The 20,774-nt window shown below is 66.6% G+C and carries 17 protein-coding genes; 9 read left to right on the forward strand and 8 right to left on the reverse strand.

Going from position 1 to position 20,774, the window contains the following annotated elements:
• Positions 1-8: 8 nt before the first annotated feature.
• The 3 genes from HGR_RS09935 (at position 9) to HGR_RS09945 (ending at position 3,712) form a co-directional block, all read left to right on the forward strand.
• The gene (locus tag HGR_RS09935; RefSeq protein ID WP_006298101.1) at positions 9-353 is read left to right on the forward strand and encodes a DUF2946 family protein; all 345 of its coding nucleotides are present in this window, start codon (positions 9-11) and stop codon (positions 351-353) included.
• Between the two features lie 93 nt (positions 354-446).
• Positions 447-2,549, forward strand: coding sequence for a TonB-dependent receptor (locus HGR_RS09940; RefSeq protein ID WP_081463505.1), 2,103 nt, complete (start codon positions 447-449; stop codon positions 2,547-2,549).
• The gene (locus HGR_RS09945; RefSeq protein WP_006298103.1) at positions 2,549-3,712 is read left to right on the forward strand and encodes a PepSY-associated TM helix domain-containing protein; all 1,164 of its coding nucleotides are present in this window, start codon (positions 2,549-2,551) and stop codon (positions 3,710-3,712) included. The genes HGR_RS09940 and HGR_RS09945 overlap by 1 nt, the downstream gene beginning before the upstream one ends.
• Here the strand turns inward: HGR_RS09945 and HGR_RS09950 are convergent.
• The 3 genes from HGR_RS09950 to HGR_RS09960 all read right to left on the reverse strand — a co-directional run bounded on the left by HGR_RS09950 (position 3,693) and on the right by HGR_RS09960 (position 7,702).
• Positions 3,693-5,585 carry a M61 family metallopeptidase gene (locus tag HGR_RS09950; RefSeq protein ID WP_006298104.1) on the reverse strand — a complete coding sequence of 631 codons (1,893 nt, stop codon included), beginning with the start codon at positions 5,583-5,585 and terminating at the stop codon, positions 3,693-3,695. The genes HGR_RS09945 and HGR_RS09950 overlap by 20 nt on opposite strands.
• 62 nt (positions 5,586-5,647) lie before the next feature.
• Positions 5,648-6,505, reverse strand: coding sequence for a DsbC family protein (locus HGR_RS09955; RefSeq protein WP_138922473.1), 858 nt, complete (start codon positions 6,503-6,505; stop codon positions 5,648-5,650).
• A 51-nt stretch (positions 6,506-6,556) separates the two neighbouring features.
• The gene (locus HGR_RS09960; protein ID WP_006298106.1) at positions 6,557-7,702 is read right to left on the reverse strand and encodes an FAD-dependent monooxygenase; all 1,146 of its coding nucleotides are present in this window, start codon (positions 7,700-7,702) and stop codon (positions 6,557-6,559) included.
• Positions 7,703-7,761: 59 nt separating this feature from the next.
• On the opposite strand from HGR_RS09960, the gene HGR_RS09965 reads away from it, so the two are divergent.
• From HGR_RS09965 to HGR_RS09980, 5 genes are all read left to right on the forward strand, one after another.
• Entirely contained in the window at positions 7,762-8,652 is an 891-nt protein-coding gene (locus HGR_RS09965; protein ID WP_006298107.1) for an MOSC domain-containing protein, read from the forward strand.
• A 198-nt stretch (positions 8,653-8,850) separates the two neighbouring features.
• Positions 8,851-9,942 carry a redox-regulated ATPase YchF gene (gene ychF / locus HGR_RS09970; RefSeq protein WP_006298108.1) on the forward strand — a complete coding sequence of 364 codons (1,092 nt, stop codon included), beginning with the start codon at positions 8,851-8,853 and terminating at the stop codon, positions 9,940-9,942.
• A gap of 146 nt (positions 9,943-10,088) precedes the next feature.
• Complete coding sequence (locus HGR_RS17650; RefSeq protein ID WP_202796603.1) at positions 10,089-10,307, forward strand: hypothetical protein; 219 nt, start codon at positions 10,089-10,091, stop codon at positions 10,305-10,307.
• Positions 10,277-11,140 carry an ATP-binding protein gene (locus tag HGR_RS09975; RefSeq protein WP_202796604.1) on the forward strand — a complete coding sequence of 288 codons (864 nt, stop codon included), beginning with the start codon at positions 10,277-10,279 and terminating at the stop codon, positions 11,138-11,140. The genes HGR_RS17650 and HGR_RS09975 overlap by 31 nt, the downstream gene beginning before the upstream one ends.
• A 129-nt stretch (positions 11,141-11,269) precedes the next feature.
• On the forward strand, positions 11,270-14,440 hold the full coding sequence (locus HGR_RS09980) for a type I restriction endonuclease subunit R (RefSeq protein ID WP_006298109.1): 3,171 nt from the start codon (positions 11,270-11,272) through the stop codon (positions 14,438-14,440).
• Positions 14,441-14,480: 40 nt separating this feature from the next.
• Here HGR_RS09980 and HGR_RS09985 read toward each other — a convergent pair whose 3' ends face one another.
• Together HGR_RS09985 and HGR_RS09990 are read right to left on the reverse strand one after the other, a co-directional pair.
• Positions 14,481-15,062, reverse strand: coding sequence for a restriction endonuclease (locus HGR_RS09985; RefSeq protein WP_006298110.1), 582 nt, complete (start codon positions 15,060-15,062; stop codon positions 14,481-14,483).
• 78 nt (positions 15,063-15,140) lie between these two features.
• On the reverse strand, positions 15,141-16,499 hold the full coding sequence (locus HGR_RS09990; RefSeq protein WP_006298111.1) for an MBL fold metallo-hydrolase: 1,359 nt from the start codon (positions 16,497-16,499) through the stop codon (positions 15,141-15,143).
• A gap of 131 nt (positions 16,500-16,630) precedes the next feature.
• Here HGR_RS09990 and HGR_RS09995 point away from each other — a divergent pair, with 131 nt between their 5' ends.
• Positions 16,631-17,140: a GAF domain-containing protein gene (locus tag HGR_RS09995; protein WP_006298112.1), complete on the forward strand. Its 510-nt coding sequence runs from the start codon at positions 16,631-16,633 to the stop codon at positions 17,138-17,140.
• Between the two features lie 66 nt (positions 17,141-17,206).
• Here the strand turns inward: HGR_RS09995 and HGR_RS10000 are convergent, their stop codons facing one another.
• The 3 genes from HGR_RS10000 to HGR_RS10010 form a co-directional block, all read right to left on the reverse strand.
• Positions 17,207-18,439, reverse strand: a complete 1,233-nt coding sequence (locus HGR_RS10000; protein WP_006298113.1) for an MFS transporter — start codon at positions 18,437-18,439, stop codon at positions 17,207-17,209.
• Positions 18,440-18,652: 213 nt separating this feature from the next.
• Positions 18,653-20,044 carry a sensor histidine kinase gene (locus HGR_RS10005; protein ID WP_006298114.1) on the reverse strand — a complete coding sequence of 464 codons (1,392 nt, stop codon included), beginning with the start codon at positions 20,042-20,044 and terminating at the stop codon, positions 18,653-18,655.
• Complete coding sequence (locus HGR_RS10010) at positions 20,041-20,760, reverse strand: response regulator transcription factor (protein ID WP_006298115.1); 720 nt, start codon at positions 20,758-20,760, stop codon at positions 20,041-20,043. The genes HGR_RS10005 and HGR_RS10010 overlap by 4 nt, the downstream gene beginning before the upstream one ends.
• Between the last annotated feature and the right edge of the window lie 14 nt (positions 20,761-20,774).

Consider the following 20,774-nt stretch of genomic DNA (forward strand, 5'->3'; position numbering starts at 1 on the left):
GCGCCCCCATGGAACGCATGCGCCGACTGACCTCACTGGCTCGCTGGACAGCGATCTGGATGACCCTGTCCGTCGTTCTGTCGATGGTGTCGCCGCTGCTGAAGCCCGCGGGGCTGAGCATGGTCTGCACCGCCTCCGGCGGCGTGAGCCTGGTCGATCAGGACGGTGATGGCGGTTCCCCCGTCTCTCATTGCCCCATCTGCTGCCAGGCTGCAGCGCCAGCGCCCAGCTGGGCCCTGCTGCCCGCGCCCATCGCGTCCCTGGCCTATGCCCTCACGCCCGCCCGAGCGGCGGTGCTGGCGTATTTGACGGCGCCGCCGCTGCCGTCGCGCGGACCGCCCCTGATTTCCTGAAAACCCGCGCCCCCTCCCGGGCGCCTTCTCGCCGCTCCCGTCCACCCCACGTGGACAGGGTCCGGCTGGTCTCGTTTTACTGGAAATTCACCCATGTCTCGCTCTCATTCAGCCCCCCACCGGGCTGCCCCTGTCACATCCCCCGCGCGCGCGCGTGCACCGTTCAACCTTCGCCACACCGGGCCTCTGACGCCGGTGGCCATCGCCATCCTGGCCTGTCTGATCAGCGATGCGGCGAGCGCCCAGCCCAGCACCCCGCAGTCCACCGCCCTGACTTTGGGGGAGATCGTGGTGTCGGCGCCAGGCGGCGCGCTGGAGACCGAGCAGGTCCCCACTTCGGTCAATGTCCTGCCGCAGGAGCGTATCGAGGGGCAACCGGTGGCCAACAACTGGCAGTTGTTCGAAATGGTGCCCGGGGTCATGCTGACCCAGTTCAACCAGGGCACCACCTCCGGCAAATTCTCGATGCGAGGTTTCAATGGAGAAGGCGAGATCAATGCCGTGAAACTGCTGATCGATGGCGTGCCCAGCAACAGCAACGACGGCAACATGCCTTACATCGACCTCGCGCCTTCTCTGGACATCGAGTCCATCGAGCTCGTGCGCGGCACCAATGACCCCCGCTACGGCTTGCACAACATCGCGGGCAACGCCAACATCGTCACGCGCATGGGCGGCGACTACCGCCGCGTGCGTGCGACGGTGGGCAGCTTCAACACCCAGGAAGTGCAAGCGGCCATCGGCGTGGACAGCGGCGCCTTGACGCAAAACCTGGCCATCATTGGCCGTCAGTCCGATGGTCATCGCGAGCATTCGGATTCAGACGCCTTGGGTTTCTCCGGCAAGTGGTTCCTGCACAGCGAGGATGGTCAAGGTCAGATCGGTTTGATCGCCCGCCACCACCGCGCGAATGCTGAAGAGGCGGGTTACCTCACCAAGGCCCAGGCCAAGAACGACCCGGATCAGTCACCCAGCTACAACGCCACCGACGAGGACGAGCGGCGCATGACCCAGTTGGCCTTGCAGGCCGAGCGCCAGATCAGCGAACGTCTGCAGCTCAAGGGTCAGGTCTACTCCAACCAGATCTACGACCACCGCTACGTGCGCTTCTCCGCTTCCGCGTCGCAACAAGAGCGTTTGGTGGACGAAGATCATGTGGGTCTCTCGGCCACCGCCACCTATGCCTTGGGCCAGACCGCGCTGGGCGAGGTGCAACTCTCGGGCGGCGTTGACACGGAGCGGCAGGACAATCGCAGCGAACGCTACAACACCGTCGCTCAAGTGCGAACCTCGCAGACCCGTGACCAACAGTTCGACTTCAACACGGTGGGTGCCTTCGCGCAGGCCAGCGTCAAGCCCACCCCCCAACTCACGCTGACGCCCGCCTTGCGCGTGGACCGAATCTCGGGTGACTACACCAACCAGCTGACGGGTGCGCGCTACGACATGAATGACTACGGGCTGATTCCTCAGCCCAAGTTCGGCGCGGTCTACGTGTACTCCGAGCCCCTGATCTTTTATGGCAACGTTGGACGCAGCTTCCAGGTCGGCGTGGGCACTGGCTCGTACAAGGTGAATCAGTCCCGCGATCTGGAGCCATCGATCAACGACGGCTGGGAGACCGGGGTGAAGTTCAGGCCCCTGTCATCGATGAACGGACGCTTCGCCGTCTGGCGTCAGGTCGCGAGCAACGAGGCCGTGCGCAAGCTCAACGATCCCTCCAATGCGTCAGAGAACATCGGGAGCACGCGCCGCGAAGGGGTGGACCTGGAACTCAATGCCCGCCCCAACCGTGACCTGGGCCTTTGGTTCTCGCTCACCGCGCAACGCGCTGAAATCGTGCGGGCCGCTTCCAACGCCAGCAACACGGAGGGCAAGGAGCTCGACCACGTGCCTCACCTGATTTCCGGCTTGGGTGTGGATCACCAGGTGACGCCTGCTCTGAGCTGGTCGGCCTGGGTCAACAGCCAGTCGGACTACTACATCGAGAAAACCAACAGCACGCCCAAGTACGGCGGCTACACCTTGCTGAACGCCTCGGTGTCCTACCAGTTCAGCCCCAAGGTCGCGCTCGAAGTTCAGGGCCGCAACCTGACGGACCGCTACTACGAGTACGTGTGGCATGACGGCACCCAAAGCCTGCACGCACCAGGCGCGCCGCGCAGCGTCTACGCCCTCTTGAACGTCAGCCTCTGATGGACAAGGCGCGACTGCGCAAGCGTTGGCTAGCGCTGCATCTGTGGATCGGTCTGCCGCTCGGCGCCTTGCTGGCGCTGCTGGGCGTGACTGGCAGCGCCTTGGTCTTCTACCTGGAGCTGGATCGCTGGCTCAATCCCGCGATCCAGGTGCCAGTACGAACCGAGGCCGCACCGGCTGGGGCGCAGGTGTCACCCCAACAGGTGCTGCAGCGACTGCGCACGGCCTACCCGGACCTGACCGGTCCGTGGCGCATCGAATTGCCCGACGGTGCGAGCAGTCCCGTGATGGTGCGCTACCAGCGGCCGCCCGAGCGCGCAGGCAGGGCGTTCGCGCCCCGCATGGTCACCCTCAATCCCCAGACCTTGGAGATCACCAGCGATCGCTATTGGGGTGACTTCCTCGCGACGTGGCTCTATGACCTGCACTACACCCTGCTGTGGGACGGTGTGGGGCGCACGGTCGTGGGCTGGTTGGGCGTGGCGATGGTGTTGTCCCTGCTCAGCGGCTTGTGGTTGTGGTGGCCCAGCCGCCAGCGCCTGGGCGCGGCCTTGCGGCCCGAGCTGCGTCCCGGTCCGGTGCGGCGAACCTACGACCTGCACGTCCTGCCCGGGGTCTACGCATGGATCGGGCTCTTGCTGCTGGCCGTGACGGGTGTGGGCCTCGCATGGCCGGACGCGACCCGCGCGGTGATGGGCGCACCCGCCGCGAGTGGGTCCCTGCCCGAGGCGCGTTCGGCCCCGCCGAACGGCTCGATGGCTGCTGCGCTGATGTCGCTGGACGCGGCCATGACCGTGGCCCAGCGCGAATTCCCTCAAGCGGATGTGCGTTGGATTGAGTCGTCAGGCAGCCAGGGCGAGCCCATCGTGCTGCGTCTGCACCAAAGCTTCGAACCGGGACGGCGTTTCCCCCAGACCCGGGTTTGGGTGGACCCGTTCACGGGCGAGTTGCTGGCGCGGCGCGACCCCGCGCAGCAGGGGAGCGCAGAGACCGTGCTGGCTTGGCTGCACCCCCTGCACAACGCGGAGATCTTGGGCTTGCCGGGACGCTTGCTCTACGCGGTGCTGGGCCTGCTGCCCTTGCTGGCTTGGGCCACGGGGTTGCTGCGGTGGCGGCAAAAACGTCGTGCGCGAAGAAAATCGATCAACCCAACCAGCGTTTGACTCGGTCTGATCCTTCAATCGCCAAGCGCCAAGTGGTGCTGGTCTTAGGCAGGGCCAGTGGCAGGCGCAGGATGCGCTGGTCGCGTGAGATCAAGGCGGTCAGCTGCAGCTGCTCGCCTGCGTAGAGCGGCAGGTCATCCAGCTTGCGCAGCCGCCAGGCGCTGGGGTCTGCGGCAGCCTTGGCTTTTCCGGATTTGCCAACCGACGCCGATGACCCGGGGACTTCCACGCCCAGCCATTCGTCGCCGGCCGCGAAGCCGGCTTCCTCGGCCGCGCCGCCACGCAGCACGGTCTTGATCTGTAGGCCGCCGTTGTTCTCCGTCACGCGCAGGCCCAGGCGCTGCGCCAATTGGGCCGGATCGTCGTGGATGGCGACGCCCTGTGCTTGCAGCAGTTCGCGCAGCGGCAGTTCCCGGGTGCCATGCACCCAGTGCTGGATTTCTTTTTTCCAACTGCGGCCACTGAGCTCCTGCAGCACGGCCAGCACATCGGACTCGGTCATCGGCCCGGCCTTGCAGCGGCGCCACAATGCGCGCATCACGTCGTCCAGGGATTTTTTGTGCGCGGTCTCGGCGCGCAAGGTCAGATCGATGCACAAGGCCACGAGCGCGCCCTTGCCGTAATAACTGACGGTGGCGTTGGGCGTGTTCTCGTCCACGCGGTAGTACTTGACCCAGGCGTCCAGGCTGGCCTGGGCCACGGTCTGCACCAGGCGGCCCGGTGTCTGCAGTAGCTGGTTGATGTTCTTGTTGAGCAGGCGCAAGTAGGTGGCGTCATCCACCAAGCCGGCGCGGCGCAGCAGCAGGTCGTCGTAGTAGCTGGTGAAGCCTTCGAAGAACCAGAGCAGCTCCGTGTAGTTCTCGCGCGTGTAGTCGTAGCGCGCGAACTCGGCGGGGCGCAGGCGCTTGACGTTCCAGGTGTGGAAGTACTCGTGGCTGATCAGGCCCAGCAGCGTGGTGTAGCCCTCACTGGGCTTCTGTCCCACGCGCGGCAGGTCGCGCCGGCCACAGATCAGCGCGGTGCTGTTGCGGTGCTCCAGGCCGCCGTAGTTGTCGTCGGTGGCGTTGAGCATGAACACATACCGCTGGAAGGGCGGCGCTTTCACCGCACCCTTCGCACGGCCCTGCGCATGCCAGAAGCGGATCTCCGTCTCGCAGATGCGTTGCGCGTCGGCCAGCAGGCGCGCGCCGTCGAAGCTGGGCGGCGCGCCCGCGACGATGAAGCGGTGCGGCACGCCGCAGGCCGTGAAGTCCCCGCGCCAGAAGGCGCCCATTTCCACCGGGCTGTCAGCCAGTTCATCGTAGTCGGCGGCTTGGTAGCTGCCCCAGCCCTGCGGGTCGGTCGTCAAAGGCGTCAGGCCCGTGGCGACCTGCCACTGAGACATCGCCATCGCTCCCTTGTCCGCGCTGTGCGGGCGGGGCAGTGTGAGCCGATGCGGCGCGTCTTCCCGACCTTCCACGCGCAGGCACAGGCTGGTGGCGTTGAAAAAGCCGCGCTGCGTGTCCAGCCAGGCGGCGCGCACGGAGTTGTCGTAGGCGTAGATGCGGTAGTTCAGCACCAGCGGCTGAGCGGGTTCGCAGTCGACCGCCCAGCTGCATTTGTCCAGCTGCTGCGCTGTCAATGCCTTCTGGCCCTGTCTCGCGGTGAGTTCTTGCAGGTGTTTGGCGAACTCTCGCACCAGGTAGCTGCCCGGAATCCAGACCGGCAGACTGAGGCGTTGCCGTGCCTCCGGTTGCGCGATGGTCAGGGTGACGCGGTAGAGGTGGGCGCGCGCGTCCTCCAGCTCGACCTGGTAGGCCACGGCCGCCGAGCGCGTGGCGGATTGAGGCGCGCGTGCGCGCGGTGAGCTAGGGGCGGTGGAGGAGCGGGCCATGAAGTCGCAGGCGCGGGCCTGAAAAAAAAGAGACGGCGGGGCGGAGCGAGACGCGCAGCGCTTTATTTGCCCGTCGCCGCATTGGCGAAGAGTTGTTCGATCTGCCGCGCGCTCAGCGCGCCCGGCGCCCGGGCGTCGTTGGCGAAGAACATCGTGGGCGTGCCCTGGATGCGGTGCTTGCGGCCGAATTCCAGGTTGCGCGCGAGCGTGTCCAAGGTGCGCTGGCTGCAGTTGGCTTGGGTCGCCGGTGGCGTGCCCTTGAGCATCCAATCCAGCCAAACTTGGCCGCGCTGCGCAGAGGCCGTGCACCACACCGCCTGCGATTTTTCCGTGGACTGCGGCCCCAGCACCGGATAGAGGAAGACGTGGATGGTCACGTTGTCGAGGCTGGCCAGTTCACGCTCCAGCCTGCGGCAGTAGCCGCATTCCGGGTCGGAGAACACCGCGAGCTGGCGTTCGCCCTTGCCGCGGCGGATGGTGAAGGCGTCCTCGAAGGGCAGGTCCTGGAAGCGCACCGCCGACAGTTGCTCCGTGCGCTCCTCGGTGAGGTTGCGCTGGCTTTGCAGGTCGATGATCTGCCCCTGAATCAGGTGCCGGCCTTGGGCGTCGGTGTAGAAGATGTCCTGCCCCACGCGGACTTCGTACAGGCTGGTGCCGCCCGCCAGTGGCAGCGCGCGCACCTCGTCGATGGCGGGCATCTTCGGCAGGCGAGCGCCCAAGCTCTTTCGGATGGCGGCTGCGGCGGCGGGTTCTGCCGTCGCCTTCGCCTCATCCACAGTCGACTGGGCTTGCGCGGGATGGAGCGAGGCCAGTCCCAGCAGCAGCACCAGCGTCAGACCGAAGAGGGCCGCCAGCAGCCCGCGTGCGCTGCGACCCACGTGCAAGGAGAGGGAGGGCGTCATCGTGGGAGTCGTTTTCATGCGTGTGTCGTCGTGCGTGGTCGCGTGTGGTGCGTGTGGTTTTAGTCGCGTTCAAGCGCCCATGGCCTGGCGGGCCAGCCAGTGCTTGAGCCAGCCGCTGTGTTCCACCCCGCGCAGGCCCCAGGCGCGCAGCTGGTTCCAGAAGGGGCCTTCGCGGGTGTAGAGGCGTTGCAGAGCGTCCATGCCCAGGTCCAGCGGCAGCATGCCCGCCTTGCGGGCGCGCTCGTAACGGCGCAGCAGTTTGGGGTCGGCCACGCCTCGCCAATCCTCGCGCTTGCGCAGCACGCGGGCCAGTTCGGCCACATCGGCCAAGCCCAGGTTCAGGCCCTGTCCCGCCAGCGGGTGCACGGCGTGTGCGGCGTCGCCCGCCAGCACCCAAGCGTCTTGGCCCGTGCGGCCCGACCAATGCCGGGCCTGGGCCCGCACCAGGGGCCAGGCCCGGCGTTCGCTCACGAGTTGCATCGCCCCCAGTGCGTGCCCGCAGGCCAAGGCGAGGGCCTCGGCATAGGCCTTGGGCGTCAGGTCTTGCAGGAAGGCGGCGCGTTGGGGCGAGACGGACCAGACCACGGCCACGGTGTCGCCTTGGGGGCCGCCCAGCGGCAGCAGGGCCAGCACCTCACCGGCGGATGCTTCGCGCAGAAACCATTGCCGCGCGACTTGGCCGTGCGGCTGCTCGCAGCGCACGCGTGCAGCCAGCGCGTGCTGGGCATAGGGCGCCATCTCGTAGTCCACGCCCAGGGCCGCGCGCGTGGCGCTGGCGCGGCCTTCGCAGACCACGGTGAGCGGCGCGTTCGGCTCCTGACCATGCGCCACCCGTTCGATCTGCGGCTGGTAGCGCAACGCGGTGGCCAGGCCCTCTTCGAGCACGGGGGCGTCGACGATCCAGTTCAGCGCGGGCGTGCCGTGCAGGGCGGCGCTGAAGTTCAGCTCGCTGCCCTCGTCACCATGCACCTGCATGGCCAGCACCGGCGTGGCCAGGGTTTCGTCCTCGGGCCAAGCGCGGATGCTTTCGAGCAGCGCGCGCGAGGCGGGGGTGAGGGCGTAGGCGCGTATGTCGGCCGGGGCGCCTGGCGGGACGGGCTGCGCGGCGCTCAGGCCCACGCGCAGCTTTTCACGCGCGAGCAGCAGGGCCAGGCTGCGGCCGACGATGCCGTCGCCGCTGATGAAAATGTCCAGGGCTGGGGAGGGAGATGCCATAGCTGAGAGGCATTGTAGAAGCCGGGCTTGGCCCCAGACGGACAGGCACAATCAATCCCATGCAAACCTCCGATGTCACGGGGCGGATTTCCAGCCTCCATGTGTACCCCGTCAAATCCTGCGCGGGCCTGGCCCTGCCCGAGGCGCTGCTGACCGAGACCGGCCTGGACCTGGACCGCGCCTGGATGGTCGTGGACGAGGCGGGCGAATTCGTCACCCAGCGCGAGCTGCCGCGCATGGCCTTGATCCAGACCGCCTTCAAGGGCGATGTGATGGGCAGCGGCGGCGAGCTGGTTTTGCGCGCGCCGGGCATGCTGGCCCTGCATCTGCGCGTGGACGTGGTGGAAGCGCCGACCCGCGTGCGCGTCTGGCAAGACGAGGTGGCGGCTTATGACATGGGTGACCTGGCCGCGCAGTGGTTCTCGGATTTCCTGGTGCCCGGGGGATCGGGTCGCCCTTACCGCCTGGCGCGCTTTGACCCCGAACATCGCCGTCTCTCCAGCATGGACTGGACTAAGGGTGTTGAGGCGCCCAATCAGTTTTCCGACGGCTACCCGCTGCTGGTCGTCAGCCAGTCGGCCGTGGACGATCTGAATGCCCGGCTGAAAGCCGCCGGCCAGCCGCTGGTGGATATCCGGCGCTTCCGTCCCAACCTGGTCATCGACGGCTGGGAAGCCCACGACGAAGACCGCGTGGGGCCCATCATCCTCGAGACGGACGAGGGCGAGGTGCAGCTCACGCCCGTCAAACCCTGCTCGCGCTGCCCCATCCCCAACATCGACCCGGACACGGCGCAAAGCCATCCTTCGGTGAACGACACCTTGCAGGCTTACCGGCAAGACGCGCGCCTCAACGGCGCCATCACCTTTGGCATGAACTGCATCGTCACGGCGGGCGTGGACCGTTGGCTCAAGGTCGGGCAAGTGGCGCGGGCGGATTACGCGTTCTGATGGGTCAGCGTGACGTGACGTCAAGCCGACTTATCCAGCGTCTCCGTGGCTAAAGCTGTGGACAAGTGCATGAACAAGTCGCGCGGACCGCGCCTGTGCTGGCGCGCCCTTGGATTGCCTGTTTGACGGGCAGGTGCCGCGAGGCCGGGCGGTGACAAACGCCGCCTTTAAAATACCGCCCCTCAAGCAAGGAACACCATGAGTCTCAAGTGCGGCATCGTCGGCCTGCCCAACGTCGGCAAATCCACCCTCTTCAATGCGCTGACCAAGGCGGGCATCGCCGCTGAAAACTACCCCTTCTGCACCATCGAGCCCAATGTGGGCGTGGTCGAGGTGCCGGACCCGCGCCTCAAGCAGCTGGCCGAGATCGTCCAGCCCGAGCGCATCGTGCCGGCCATCGTGGAGTTCGTGGACATCGCCGGCCTGGTGGCCGGGGCGAGCACGGGCGAGGGCTTGGGCAACAAGTTCCTGGCCCACATCCGCGAGACCGACGCCATCGTCAACGTGGTGCGCTGCTTTTCCGACGACAACGTGATCCACGTGGCCGGCAAGGTGGACCCGATCGCCGACATCGAGGTGATCCAGACCGAACTCTGCCTGGCCGACCTGGGCGCGGTCGAGAAGGCTCTGCACCGCGTGACCAAGACGGCGCGTTCGGGCGACAAGGAATCGATCAAGCTGGTCGCCATCCTGGAGAAATGCCAGGCCGCGCTGGACCAGGGCAAGCCCGTGCGCACGGTGGAATTCAGCAAGGAAGAGCTTCCCCTGCTCAAGCAGTTCTTCTTCATCACCGCCAAGCCCGCCATGTTCGTGGGCAACGTGAGCGAAGACGGTTTCGAGAACAACCCCTACCTTGATCGCCTGAAGGAATACGCCGCCACCCAGAACGCGCCCGTGGTGGCCATCTGCGCCAAGATCGAGGCCGAGCTGTCCGAGATGGACGACGCCGACCGCCTGGAATTCCTCCAGGAACTGGGCCAGGAAGAGCCGGGCTTGAACCGCCTGATCCGCGCCGCCTACAAGCTGCTGGGCCTGCAGACCTACTTCACGGCCGGCGTGAAGGAAGTGCGCGCCTGGACCATCCATGTCGGCGACACCGGGCCGCAGGCGGCGGGCGTGATCCACACCGATTTCGAGAAGGGCTACATCCGCGCCCAGACCATCGCCTTCGAGGACTTCATCGCCCACAAGGGCGAGCAAGGCGCCAAGGACGTGGGCAAGATGCGCGCCGAAGGCAAGGAGTACGTCGTCAAGGATGGCGACGTGATGAATTTCTTGTTCAGCAGCTGATTGATCAAGACTTTTTCTCGCCGTTGCGGCCACTTGCCGGGCGGCGGCAAACCTCCCCAAAGCCGCGCACCAGCGCGGCTTTATCATTTCTGGCGTTGCATGGATGTTGCCCGGCCAGTGAATATCAAGTCGACGGCGCTTACCTGATGCGCTCGGGCGAAGAGCTGGTGCCGATGAGCGAGGACCAGCTGCGCAAGATCTTTGCGGAAGGCCAGCCGGGCTGGCTGGAGAGCCCGGCGCTGAAGGACGTGTCTGCCCAGGACGTGGTGCAGTGGCTGGACACCCAGACCTTTTTCGAACTGATGCGCCTGCCCTACCCGACCGACCGGCGGGCGTGCTGGCCCGCTTGCTGGACGAGCGCCTGATCGAGCGCAGCGCGGCGGGCTTCAACATCCTGCGCATCGGCGCGGTGCTGCTGGCCAAGAACATGCGGCAGTTCCAGGACATCAGCCGCAAGGCGGCGCGTGTGATCGTCTATGCGGGCGAGTCCAAGATGCAGACCGTTTCCGACGTCACCGGCGAGAAGGGCTACGCCGTGGGTTTTGCGGGGCTGGTGCAGCACGTGATGGGCAAACTGCCGCAGAACGAGGTGATCGAGGGGGCCATCCGCAAGCAGGTCAAGCTGCTGCCGGAGGTGGTGGTGCGGGAGCTGCTGGCCAATGCGCTGATCCACCAGGATTTCGACATGGGCGGTGCCTCGCCGGTGGTGGAGGTGTTCAGCAACCGCGTGGAAATATCCAACCCGGGCGAGCCCATCGTGCCGGTGGAGCGCTTCATCGACGGCTACCAGTCCCGCAACGAGCGGCTGGCGGACTTGATGCGGCGGTTCGGCATCTGCGAGGAGAAGAGCAGCGGCATTGATCGGGTGATCGAGGCCGCCGAGTTGATGCAGCTGCCGGCCCCCGAGTTCTTGACGAGTCACCGGCGCACGATCGTGGTGATCCACGGGCCACGTGCTTTCCGCGACATGAACGGCGGCGACCGGGTGCGGGCCTGCTACCAGCATTGCGTGCTGCAGTACGTGCTGCGCCGGCAGATGACCAACCAGTCGCTGCGGGAGCGTTTTGGCTTGCCCGAGGGCAGCAGCAACACGGTGTCGCAGATCATCACGGCGACCCTGGAGCAGGGACTGGTAAAGATGGACCCCAACGCGCCAGACTCGCGGCGCTATGCGCGCTACATCCCGGCATGGGCGTAGTGGCCATTTCATCGGCAGCCCGGCTCGGGGCGCCAGGCGTAGGCAAGTCATTGATTTGCCGAGGGTTTCTTATTTCATCGCAAACCGGCTGGGTGCCTCTGCGGTGCAGCGTGGCCAGGGGAGGCCGACATGCTGAATGAACAACAACTCGAGGAACTTTGCCTGGGCTGGTTCCAGGACGCGGGCTGGCGGTGTGCCCACGGTCCCGACCTGGCCCCGGACAGCGACGCGCCTGAGCGCGGCAACTACCGGCAGGTGGTGCTGCGCGAGCGCTTGCTGAACGCGCTGACCCGAATCAACCCGCACATCCCTCCTGCGGCCCTGGAGCAGGCAGCCCATGTCTTGCAGACGGTGGGTGAACCGCAGCTGATCGTGCGCAATCGCAACGTGCACCGGCTGTTGTTGAACGGCGTGATGGTGGATTTCGCGCAGGGCGACGAGAAAAAGACCGATCTGGTGCAGTTCATCGATTTCGCGCATCCCAGCAACAACGACTTCTTGGTGGTGAACCAATTCACCATCACTGGCACCAAGCAGCCGCGCCGCCCGGATGTGATCGCGTTCGTCAACGGCCTGCCCTTGGCGGTGCTGGAGCTGAAGAACCCCGCCAACGAGCAGACGGACGTGTGGGACGCCTTCCATCAATTGCAGACCTACAAGGAGGACATCAGCGACCTGTTCAACAGCAACGCCGCCCTCGTGGTGAGCGACGGTTGGACGGCGCGTATCGGCTCCCTTACCGCCAACACGGAGCGCATGCTGCCCTGGCGCACTGTCGCCAACGAAGACGACCGCCCGCGCCTGCAGATGGAGCTGGAGACCGTGGTGCGTGGTTTCTTCAAGCCCGAGTTGTTCTTGGACTACCTGCGCTACTTCGTTCTTTTCGAGCAAGAGGGCGACAGCATCAGCAAGAAGATCGCGGGCTACCACCAATTCCACGCGGTGCGCGAAGCTGTGCGCGCCACGGTGATCGCCTCGCGGGATGTGGACAAGGGGCTGCTGGAAGTGCGCGAAGAGCGCGCCACCTACGGCAAGGAGGTCAAGCCAGGCTCGCGCAAGGCGGGTGTGGTGTGGCATACCCAAGGTTCGGGCAAGAGCATCACCATGGCCTGCTACGCGGGCAAGTTGCTGCAGCAACCCGAAATGAAGAACCCCACGCTGGTGGTGGTGACCGACCGCAACGATTTGGACGGCCAGCTGTTCGCCACCTTCAGCGCCGCGAGTGACCTGCTCAAGACCACCCCGGTTCAGGCCGGTGGACGCGACGAACTGCGCGAGATGTTGGTTTCGCGCGAAGCGGGGGGGGTCATCTTCACCACGGTGCAGAAATTTGCTTTGTTGGACGGCGAAGAGGCCCACCCTCTGCTGTCCGGCCGCTCCAACATCGTGGTGATTTCGGACGAGGCCCACCGCAGTCAGTACGGCACCAAGGGGCGGCTGGATACCAAGACGGGCAAGTATGTGTTTGGCTATGCCAAGCACCTGCGCGATGCACTCAAGAACGCCACATTCATCGGTTTCACCGGCACGCCCATCGCGTTGGAAGACAAGGACACGCGCGCGGTGTTTGGTGACTACGTCAGCATTTACGACATCCAGGATGCGGTGGACGATGGCGCGACGGTCCCGATCTTCTACGAAAGCCGTCTGGCCAAGCTGGATGTGAACCAGACCGAGATCGACGCCCTCAACGCGCAGGTGGAAGAGGTGGTTGAGGACGAAGAGGACATCGCCAGCCGCGAAAAAACCAAGAGCGAGTGGTCGGCGTTGGCGAAGCTGGTGGGCTCCGCGCCCAGGCTGCAACAGGTGGCTCGCGACCTTATCCACCATTTCGAGGCACGCCTTTCCGTGGTGGACGGCAAGGCCATGATCGTCTGCATGAGCCGTGACATCTGCGTGCAGCTCTACAACGCCATCTGCGTGGGGGACGACGAGCATCCGCCACTGCGGCCCGAATGGCACAGCACCGACCCAGAGCAAGGCGCCATCAAGATCATCATGACCGGTTCGGCTGCCGACGAGGCGCTGTTGCAGCCGCACCTGTACAGCAAGCAAGTGAAGAAGCGCTTGGAAGCACGCTTCAAGGACGCCAAAGACCCGCTGAAATTGGTGATCGTGCGCGACATGTGGTTGACGGGCTTTGACGCGCCATGCTGTCACACCATGTACGTCGACAAGCCCATGAAGGGCCACAACCTCATGCAGGCGATTGCCCGCGTCAACCGGGTCTTCAAGAACAAGCCTGGCGGCCTGGTGGTGGATTACATCGGAATTGCCAACGAGCTGAAGGCCGCGCTCAAGACGTACACCGAGGCCAAGGGCAAGGGTGATCCGACACGAAGCGCGGCCGAGGCGTTGGCAGTGTTGTTGGAAAAACTAGGCATCGTGCGCGCCCTGATGCGAGGCTTTGACTACAGCGCTTACGAGACCGATGCCATCCAATTGCTGGTGCCTGTTGCCAATCACATCCTGGGCTTGAAGGATGGCAAGACGCGCTTTCTCGACACCATGGTGGCCATCGGGGAGGCCTACGCGCTCTGTGGAACTTTGGATGAGGCGGCTTCGCTCCGCAAGGAGATCGCGTTCTTCTCAGCCATCAAAGCCGCGATCACCAAGTTCACGACCGTGGACAGAAAACGCAGTGACGCCGAGAAGAACAGCGCGCTGAGGCAGATCCTGGACAACGCGATCATCGCGGACGGCGTGGCCGATGTGTTCGCCCTGGCCGGACTGGATAAGCCGAACATTGGCTTGCTGTCCGATGCATTCTTGGAGGATGTCCGCCAGATGGAGAGCTGCAACCTGGCGGTGGAGTTACTGGAAAAGCTGTTGCGCGATGAAATCAAGGCCCGTGCCCGCAACAACGTGGTGCAAGAGAAGAAGTACGGCGATCGCTTGCTTGAAACCTTGCGCAAGTATCACAACCGCGCGATTGAAACCGCTCAAGTGGTTGAAGAGTTGATCCAGATGGCCAAGGAGTTCCAGGCCACGTTGGAGCGCGAAGCCTCTCTCGGCCTGGGGCACGATGAGATCGCCTTCTATGATGCTTTGGCCAACAACGAGAGCGCCGTGCGCCAGTTGGGCGATGACGTTCTGAAAAAAATCGCCATCGAAATCACCGAGAAATTGCGTGCCAGCACCACGGTCGACTGGCAGGTGCGTGACAGTGTGCGCGCCAAGCTGCGCATCCTGGTGCGGCGTTGCCTGCAGAAATGGAAATACCCGCCCGATCAGGAACCCCAGGCCGTGGATCTAGTGCTCCAACAAGCGGAGCAGCTTTCCAGTACTTGGGCGGTATGAGGCGACCGGCCTGGCCCGCGCCGTGCGGAATTGCGATGGCCTAACGGCCCTTGCTCTTGCCCATCGGCACATCACGCAGCGCCAGGGCCAGCTCCTCAGCGTGCCAGACCTCCATCTGCTGCGCGGTGGCATAGGGCTGGGCCTGTTCGCTGAGTGGGGCGAGTGCGATGTACAGCGCTTGTTCGGCCCCGTGGGCCTCGCGCGCGGCTTGCAGCGCACGCAGGTTGTCGACGCCGGTGCGCGCTGATTTCCAGCGGCGCGCGCTGACCAGGGTGCGTCGCCCCTGGCGCTCCAGTTCGAAGTCGAAGTCTTCCGTTTTGCCGCGTTGCACCGTGTGGCCTTGGCGTTGGAAGGCCTGTGCCAGCAGATCGGCGAAGGCCGGCCAGGACATCGCCGCGACGGCGTCGTGGGTCTGCGCCACTCGCGCGGCGCCGGGCCGGCCCCATTGGCGGATCGCCGCCATGACCGCGATCACGACGAAGGGCAAGCCCGACAGCGCGCCGACGACGCGGACTTCGTCCGGCAGCAGGGCAAAGCTGATCAAGCCCAGCAGGACACCGATCAGCAGGCTGATCCACCAAGGCGAGCGCAAGAGGATTGCGAACAGCGAGTTCTTCGCCATCTTTAGCTTCAAGAGGGGCTCCGTGAGGTGTGAGGGAGCGAGAGCGTAGCGCATCCCTGCACGCCTTATTGCATTTCCCTACCCCAGCGTCACCTCTTGCCCCATCCGCGCTACGCTCGCGCGCCAGCCCAGCTCTCGTTCAATCCGCTGGCGCAGTTGGTCCGCCGCCTCGGGTTCGCCATGGGTCAGGAAGACTTGCTGGGGCGGTTGGGGCGCGGCGCCCATCCAGCGCAGCAGTTGCGGCGCGTCGGCGTGGGCGGACATGCCGGGCAGTTGGGTGACTTCGGCGTTGAGTGGCACGTCCTGGCCGAAGATGCGGATGCTTTTTTCACCGGCAGCGATGCGCGCGCCGCGCGTGCCGCCGGCCTGGTAACCGGCCAGGACAATGGTGTTGCGGTGGTCCGGCGCCAGACGTTTGATGTGGTGCAGCACCCGGCCGCCGGTGGCCATGCCGCTGGCCGAGATGATGATGGAGGGGTAGCGCACTTCGTTGAGCGCGCGGGATTCGTCGGTGGTGCGCACCATCTTCGCCACGCGGCACATGCGCTGGCTTTCTTCCGGGCTGAGCCGATGCAGCTTGTGATGGCGCAGGTAGATGCCCGTCATGTCGATGGCCATGGGGCTGTCGAGGAAGATGGGCAGATCGGGAATGGCGTGGGCGGCTTTCAGCCGTGCGATCAGCACCAGCAGGGCCTGCGCGCGCCCGACCGCGAAGGCGGGGATCACCACGCTGCCGCCCCGGCTGGCCGTGCGCTGGATGATCTCGCCCAGCAGGGCCTGGTTGTCCACGGTCGGGTGCACGCGGTCGCCATAGGTGGATTCGACCACCATGCAGTCCACCGCTTCGGGCGGTGTGGGCGGCTCCATGATCAGGTCGTCCTCGCGGCCCACATCGCCTGAGAAGAGGATCTTGGTACGCCCGTCCGAAAAGGTCGCGTGCGCCGCCCCGAGGATGTGCCCGGCGGGTGCGAGCGTGACGTGCAGGCCAGGCAGCACCTCCTCGCTCACGCCGAAGTCCAGCGGCCGCAGGTAACGCAGGCTGTGCCGCGCGTCTTCTTCGGTGTACAGCGCCAGGGCCGGGTGGTGCTTGCTGCTGCCGTGCCGGTTGGCGTAGGCCGCGTCTTCTTCCTGCAGGTGGCCGCTGTCGGGCAGCAGCAGGTGGCACAGCTCGATCGTGGCGGGCGTGGCGTGCATGGGGCCGCGAAAGCCGCGCCTCAGCAGCAAGGGCAGGGCGCCGGAATGGTCCAGGTGGGCGTGGGTCAGCACCACCGCGTCCAACGTCGCGGGGTCGAAGGGGAAGTCCTCCCAGTTCAACTCGCGCAGGTTTTTGTAGCCCTGGAAGAGACCGCAATCGACCAGCAGTCGGTGCCCCTCGTGTTCCAGCAGGTAACGCGAGCCGGTCACGGTGCCGGCGGCCCCCAGAAAAGTGAGTTTCATTTTTTCCGCGCGGTGACCGCGTGTGTGTGCGTCGGACTAGCCGATCCGATCATATAGTGCGGGTTTCGCGCGCCCGCGCATGCCGACCGGGCCGCAACGATACTGACGACTTCCAACGTACCCGAGATCCCATGAGCTTCACCGTCGCCGACCAACTCGACATGTCCACCCCGGCCGCCAAGCGCGCGGCGTATGAATTGCTGAGTGCTCAGCTCCAGAGCCTGCTGGAAGGCGAGCGTGACCGCATCGCCAACCTGGCGCAGTTCTCCGCGCTGCTCTACCAGGTCCTGCCGGATTTGAACTGGGCCGGTTTCTACCTGGCCCAGGGCGAGACCCTGGTGCTCGGCCCTTTCCAGGGCAAGGTGGCTTGCGTGCGTATCCCCTTCGGCCGGGGGGTCTGCGGCACCTGCGCCGCGACCGGGCAGGTGCAGATCGTGCCGGACGTGGAGGCCTTCCCTGGCCACATCGCCTGCGACAGCGCTTCCCGCTCCGAACTCGTGCTGCCGCTGCGCTCCGGCAGCCAATTCCTCGGCGTGCTGGATCTCGACAGCCCAGAGCTGGCCCGCTTCGACGAGATCGATGCCCAAGGCCTGACGCGCATGGTGGCCACCTTGGTGGCGGGCACGGACTGGGCGCGTTGAGGCGGCGCCGAGCCGCCTGCCCGCGCGATCGGATGAGTGTGCTGGGGGCGCGAAAGGCGCGACGGACTACCGCGCCGCGCCGGGCACCGTGCTCGCGCGCCGACCGGCCCACAGGCTCACGCCCAAGCCGATCAAGACCAGGCCGAGACCGTAGAGGTGCAGATGGGCCAGCAGCCCCTGGGCAATCAGGCTGGCGCCGAGCGCCGCGCCCAGGGCCTGGCCGGCGTAGATGGCGGAAGAGTTGAGTGCGATGGTGGCGGATGCCAGCGCCGGGGCCAGTTGCACCAGGCGCGCCTGCTGCGCCGAGTTGCAGGCGAAGCCGCAGAGCGCCCAAGGCAGCGCGATCAACGCATGCAGCCAGAACGAGGGCGCACCGAAGGCCCGGCTGAGCGGCCACAGGGCCAGGGTCAGGGCGATGCCGACCAGCGTCATGGTCACGGCGCGCGCCGGGCCCAGGCGGTCGATGTGGCGCGACAGCAGCAGATTGCCCGCTAGCCCGAACACGCCGAACCACAGCAGCAGCAGCGCCAGCGCGGCGGCGCCCATGCCCATCATCTGCTGGTGATAAGGCGCGAAGTAGGCGAACAGCGTCATCTGGCTGAAGGAATAGAACAGCGTCACGGCCACCACGCCCATCAGCGCGGGCGAGCGCAAGGTCTGCGCCCAGCCTTGGCGCGAGATCGCGGGTGGGCGCATGCCATCGGGCAGCACGCGCCAGACCCAGGCAGCGCCGACCAGGGCCAGCAGCGCCACCAGCCCGAAGGCCCAGCGCCAACCCATCACGCCACCGATCCAAGCCGACAGCGGCATGCCCAGCACCGAGGCCAGCGACCAGCCCAGGAAGATGGTGGTGATGGCGCGTCCGCGCTGCGACGGCGGCACCAGCAGCCCGACGCTGGCGGCGGCCTGCGGTGTGAAGATGCCGGGCGGCATCATGGCCAGGGCGCGCAGCACCAGCAGCCAGCCGTAGCTGGGCGCGCAGGCGCTGGCCGCCATGAAGACGCCGTACCACAGCAGGGAGAGCGCGAGCAGGCGCCGCCGGTCCCATCCGGCCACCAAGCCCGCGGCCAGGGGCGCGCCCAGGCCGATCAGCACGCCGCCCACCGTGATCAGCAGCCCGGTCTGCGGAATGGAGACATCCAGCGAGGCGCTGATGTCGTTGAGCGTGCCGGGCACCACCATCACGCCCGCGCCGATCACGAAGTTGCCGAACAGCAGGGCGCGCAGCGCTGGGCCGGCGGAGGGGGCCGCTGACGTGGGCGCCGACGTGGTGCGAGAGGAGGTGCTGGAGTCGGTCATGAATCGGTTTTGGCGAGGGTGGGCAGTATGAGGCTTTCAGGCCTGGAGGTCAGCACGGTGCGGGCGTCGGGGCGGGTGGCTGCCGGTGCTCGCGGGGTCCGACTCTGGCCCCGGCTCAGGGGCAGCGAGGGCGGTGACGGGCCTCATCCCTCATCCCTCATCCCTCATCCCTCATCCCTCATCCCTCATCCCTCGGCCCTCATCCCTCGGCCCTCAATCCGCAGGGGCCGCGAAAGTCATGCGGAACACCGTGCCTGGTCCCGTGGACAAGGGGCTTTGCAGGCTGAGCTGGGCGCCATGCTGCTTCGCGATCTCGCGGGCGATGGCCAGGCCCAAGCCGCTGCCGCGCACCTCGGCGGGCGCGGCGCGGTAGAAGCGCTCGAACACATGGGCCTGGTGTTCGGCGGCGATGCCGGGGCCACCGTCTTCCACCTCCACCCAGGCTGGTCCCACGCGTACTGTGACGCGGGTACCGGGCGGCGCATGGTGCAAGGCGTTGTCCAGCAGATTGCCCAGGGCTTCGTGCAGCAGAGCGGTCGAACCGTTCACCGTGCAGGCCGGCACCAGCGCCTCGAAACCGAGGTCGTCACCGCGTTGCACGGCGCGGGGCAGGAACTCCTGCGTGACCTGGCGCGCCAGCGCCACCAGGTCCAGGGCTTCGTGCGGGTGCATCTCGGGCGCGTGCTCGGCGCGCGTCATGGCCAGCAGCTGTTCGGTCAGGCGCACGGCGTCGTCCGTGGTCTTGCGCGCGGCGCTCAGCAGCGCGGCGCGGTCGGCGGTCTGTTCGCGCTCGGCCAGCACCAGCTGGGTCTTGAGCACGGTCAGCGGCGTGCGCAGCTGGTGCGCGGCGTTGTCCAGGAAGCGCTTGCGGATGTCGATCAGCCGTCCCAGCCGGGCGAGGTAGGTGTTGAGCGTGTGCACCAGGGGATGCAGCTCGCGCGGCAGGCCGGGGGGCTCGATGGGCGCGAGGTCGTCGTCCGCGCGCTGTGCAAGCCGCTGGCGAAAGCTCTCCAGCGGACGGATGCCGCGTTGCACACCCACCACCACCAGCAGCGCCGCCGCCAGCAAGAGCAGTGCCTGCTGGCTCAGGGTGTCGCGCAGGATGTGCCGCACCATCTGTTGGCGCGTCTCCAGCGTCTCCGCCACGCTGATCTTGAGGATGCGGGCTTGCCCGCCCTCGTCCTCCAGCACGTGGGTCAGGTGGGCCAGGCGTACCGGCAAGCCGCGAAATTGGATGTCGTCGAACTGCACCAGGGCGTGGTAGTGCACCTGCATCGGCGCTGCGCCCGTGGGGCCGGGCAGGTCGTCCTGCCCGGCCAGCCAGTGGCCCTGGGCATCGGCGATGCGGTAGTACAAGCGCGAGCCGGTGTGGTTCTCCAACAGGTAACCGGCGGCGCGTTGCGCTTGCAACTGCAGGCCGCCCTGGCGCCAGGACAGTTCCTCGGCCAGCGCGCGGCTCGCGAGGTAGAGCGCCCGGTCATAGGCCTCGTTGCTGGCGTCCACCGCGTTGCCATAGCTGACCCAGGCGTTGAGCGCGCTCAGACCCACCAGCGGCAGCAAGATCCAGCCCAGCAGGCGGGCGCGCAGCGAGGCGGTGGCGTTCATGCGGCGCGCTTGGCGTCTTGGAGCGTCAGCAGGTAGCCCAGGCCGCGGATGGTGCTGACCGTGGGGGCCGCGGGTTCGGGCGGGCGGCAGGCCGTGTCGAGCTTCTTGCGCAGGCGGTGGATCAACACCTCCACCGCCTCGAGCTCCGCGGCTTCGTCGCTGAACACCGCGCGGTGCAGCGCTTCCTTGCCGACGGCGCGGCCCGGGTGTTCCAGCAGCACGCGCAGGGCGGCGGTCTCGCGTGGGGTCAGCGCCAGCACCTGCTGGTTCAGCGTGACCTGACCGGATTCGCGGTCCATTTCCAGCGGGCCCAGGCGCAGCCGCAGGGACTTCATGCGCCCGGGGCGGCGCAGCAGGGCTTGCAGCCGCGCTTCCAGTTCGCTCAGGTCGAAGGGTTTGGGCAGGTAGTCGTCCGCGCCCAGGTTCAGGCCCAGCACGCGGTCGGGCACGCTGGCGCGCGCGGTCAGGATCATCACGGGCACGGCGTTGCCGCTCTCGCGCAGCTCCTGCAGCACCGACAGGCCGTCACGGCCGGGCAGATTGAGGTCCAGCAGCACGGCGTCGAAGGCGTCGCCCTCGCGCAGCAAGGCCAGGGCCTCGTCGGCGTCGCGCGCGAATTCGACGTCCGCGCCGCTTTGGCGCAGGGCCGTGCCCAGCCAAAGCGCCAGATCGGGGGTGTCTTCGACGAGGAGGAGGCGGGATGTCAGGGTATGCACCGGGGGGTTCTGAC

It is taken from the genome of Hylemonella gracilis ATCC 19624, from assembly GCF_000211835.1.
Classification (GTDB): domain Bacteria; phylum Pseudomonadota; class Gammaproteobacteria; order Burkholderiales; family Burkholderiaceae_C; genus Hylemonella; species Hylemonella gracilis.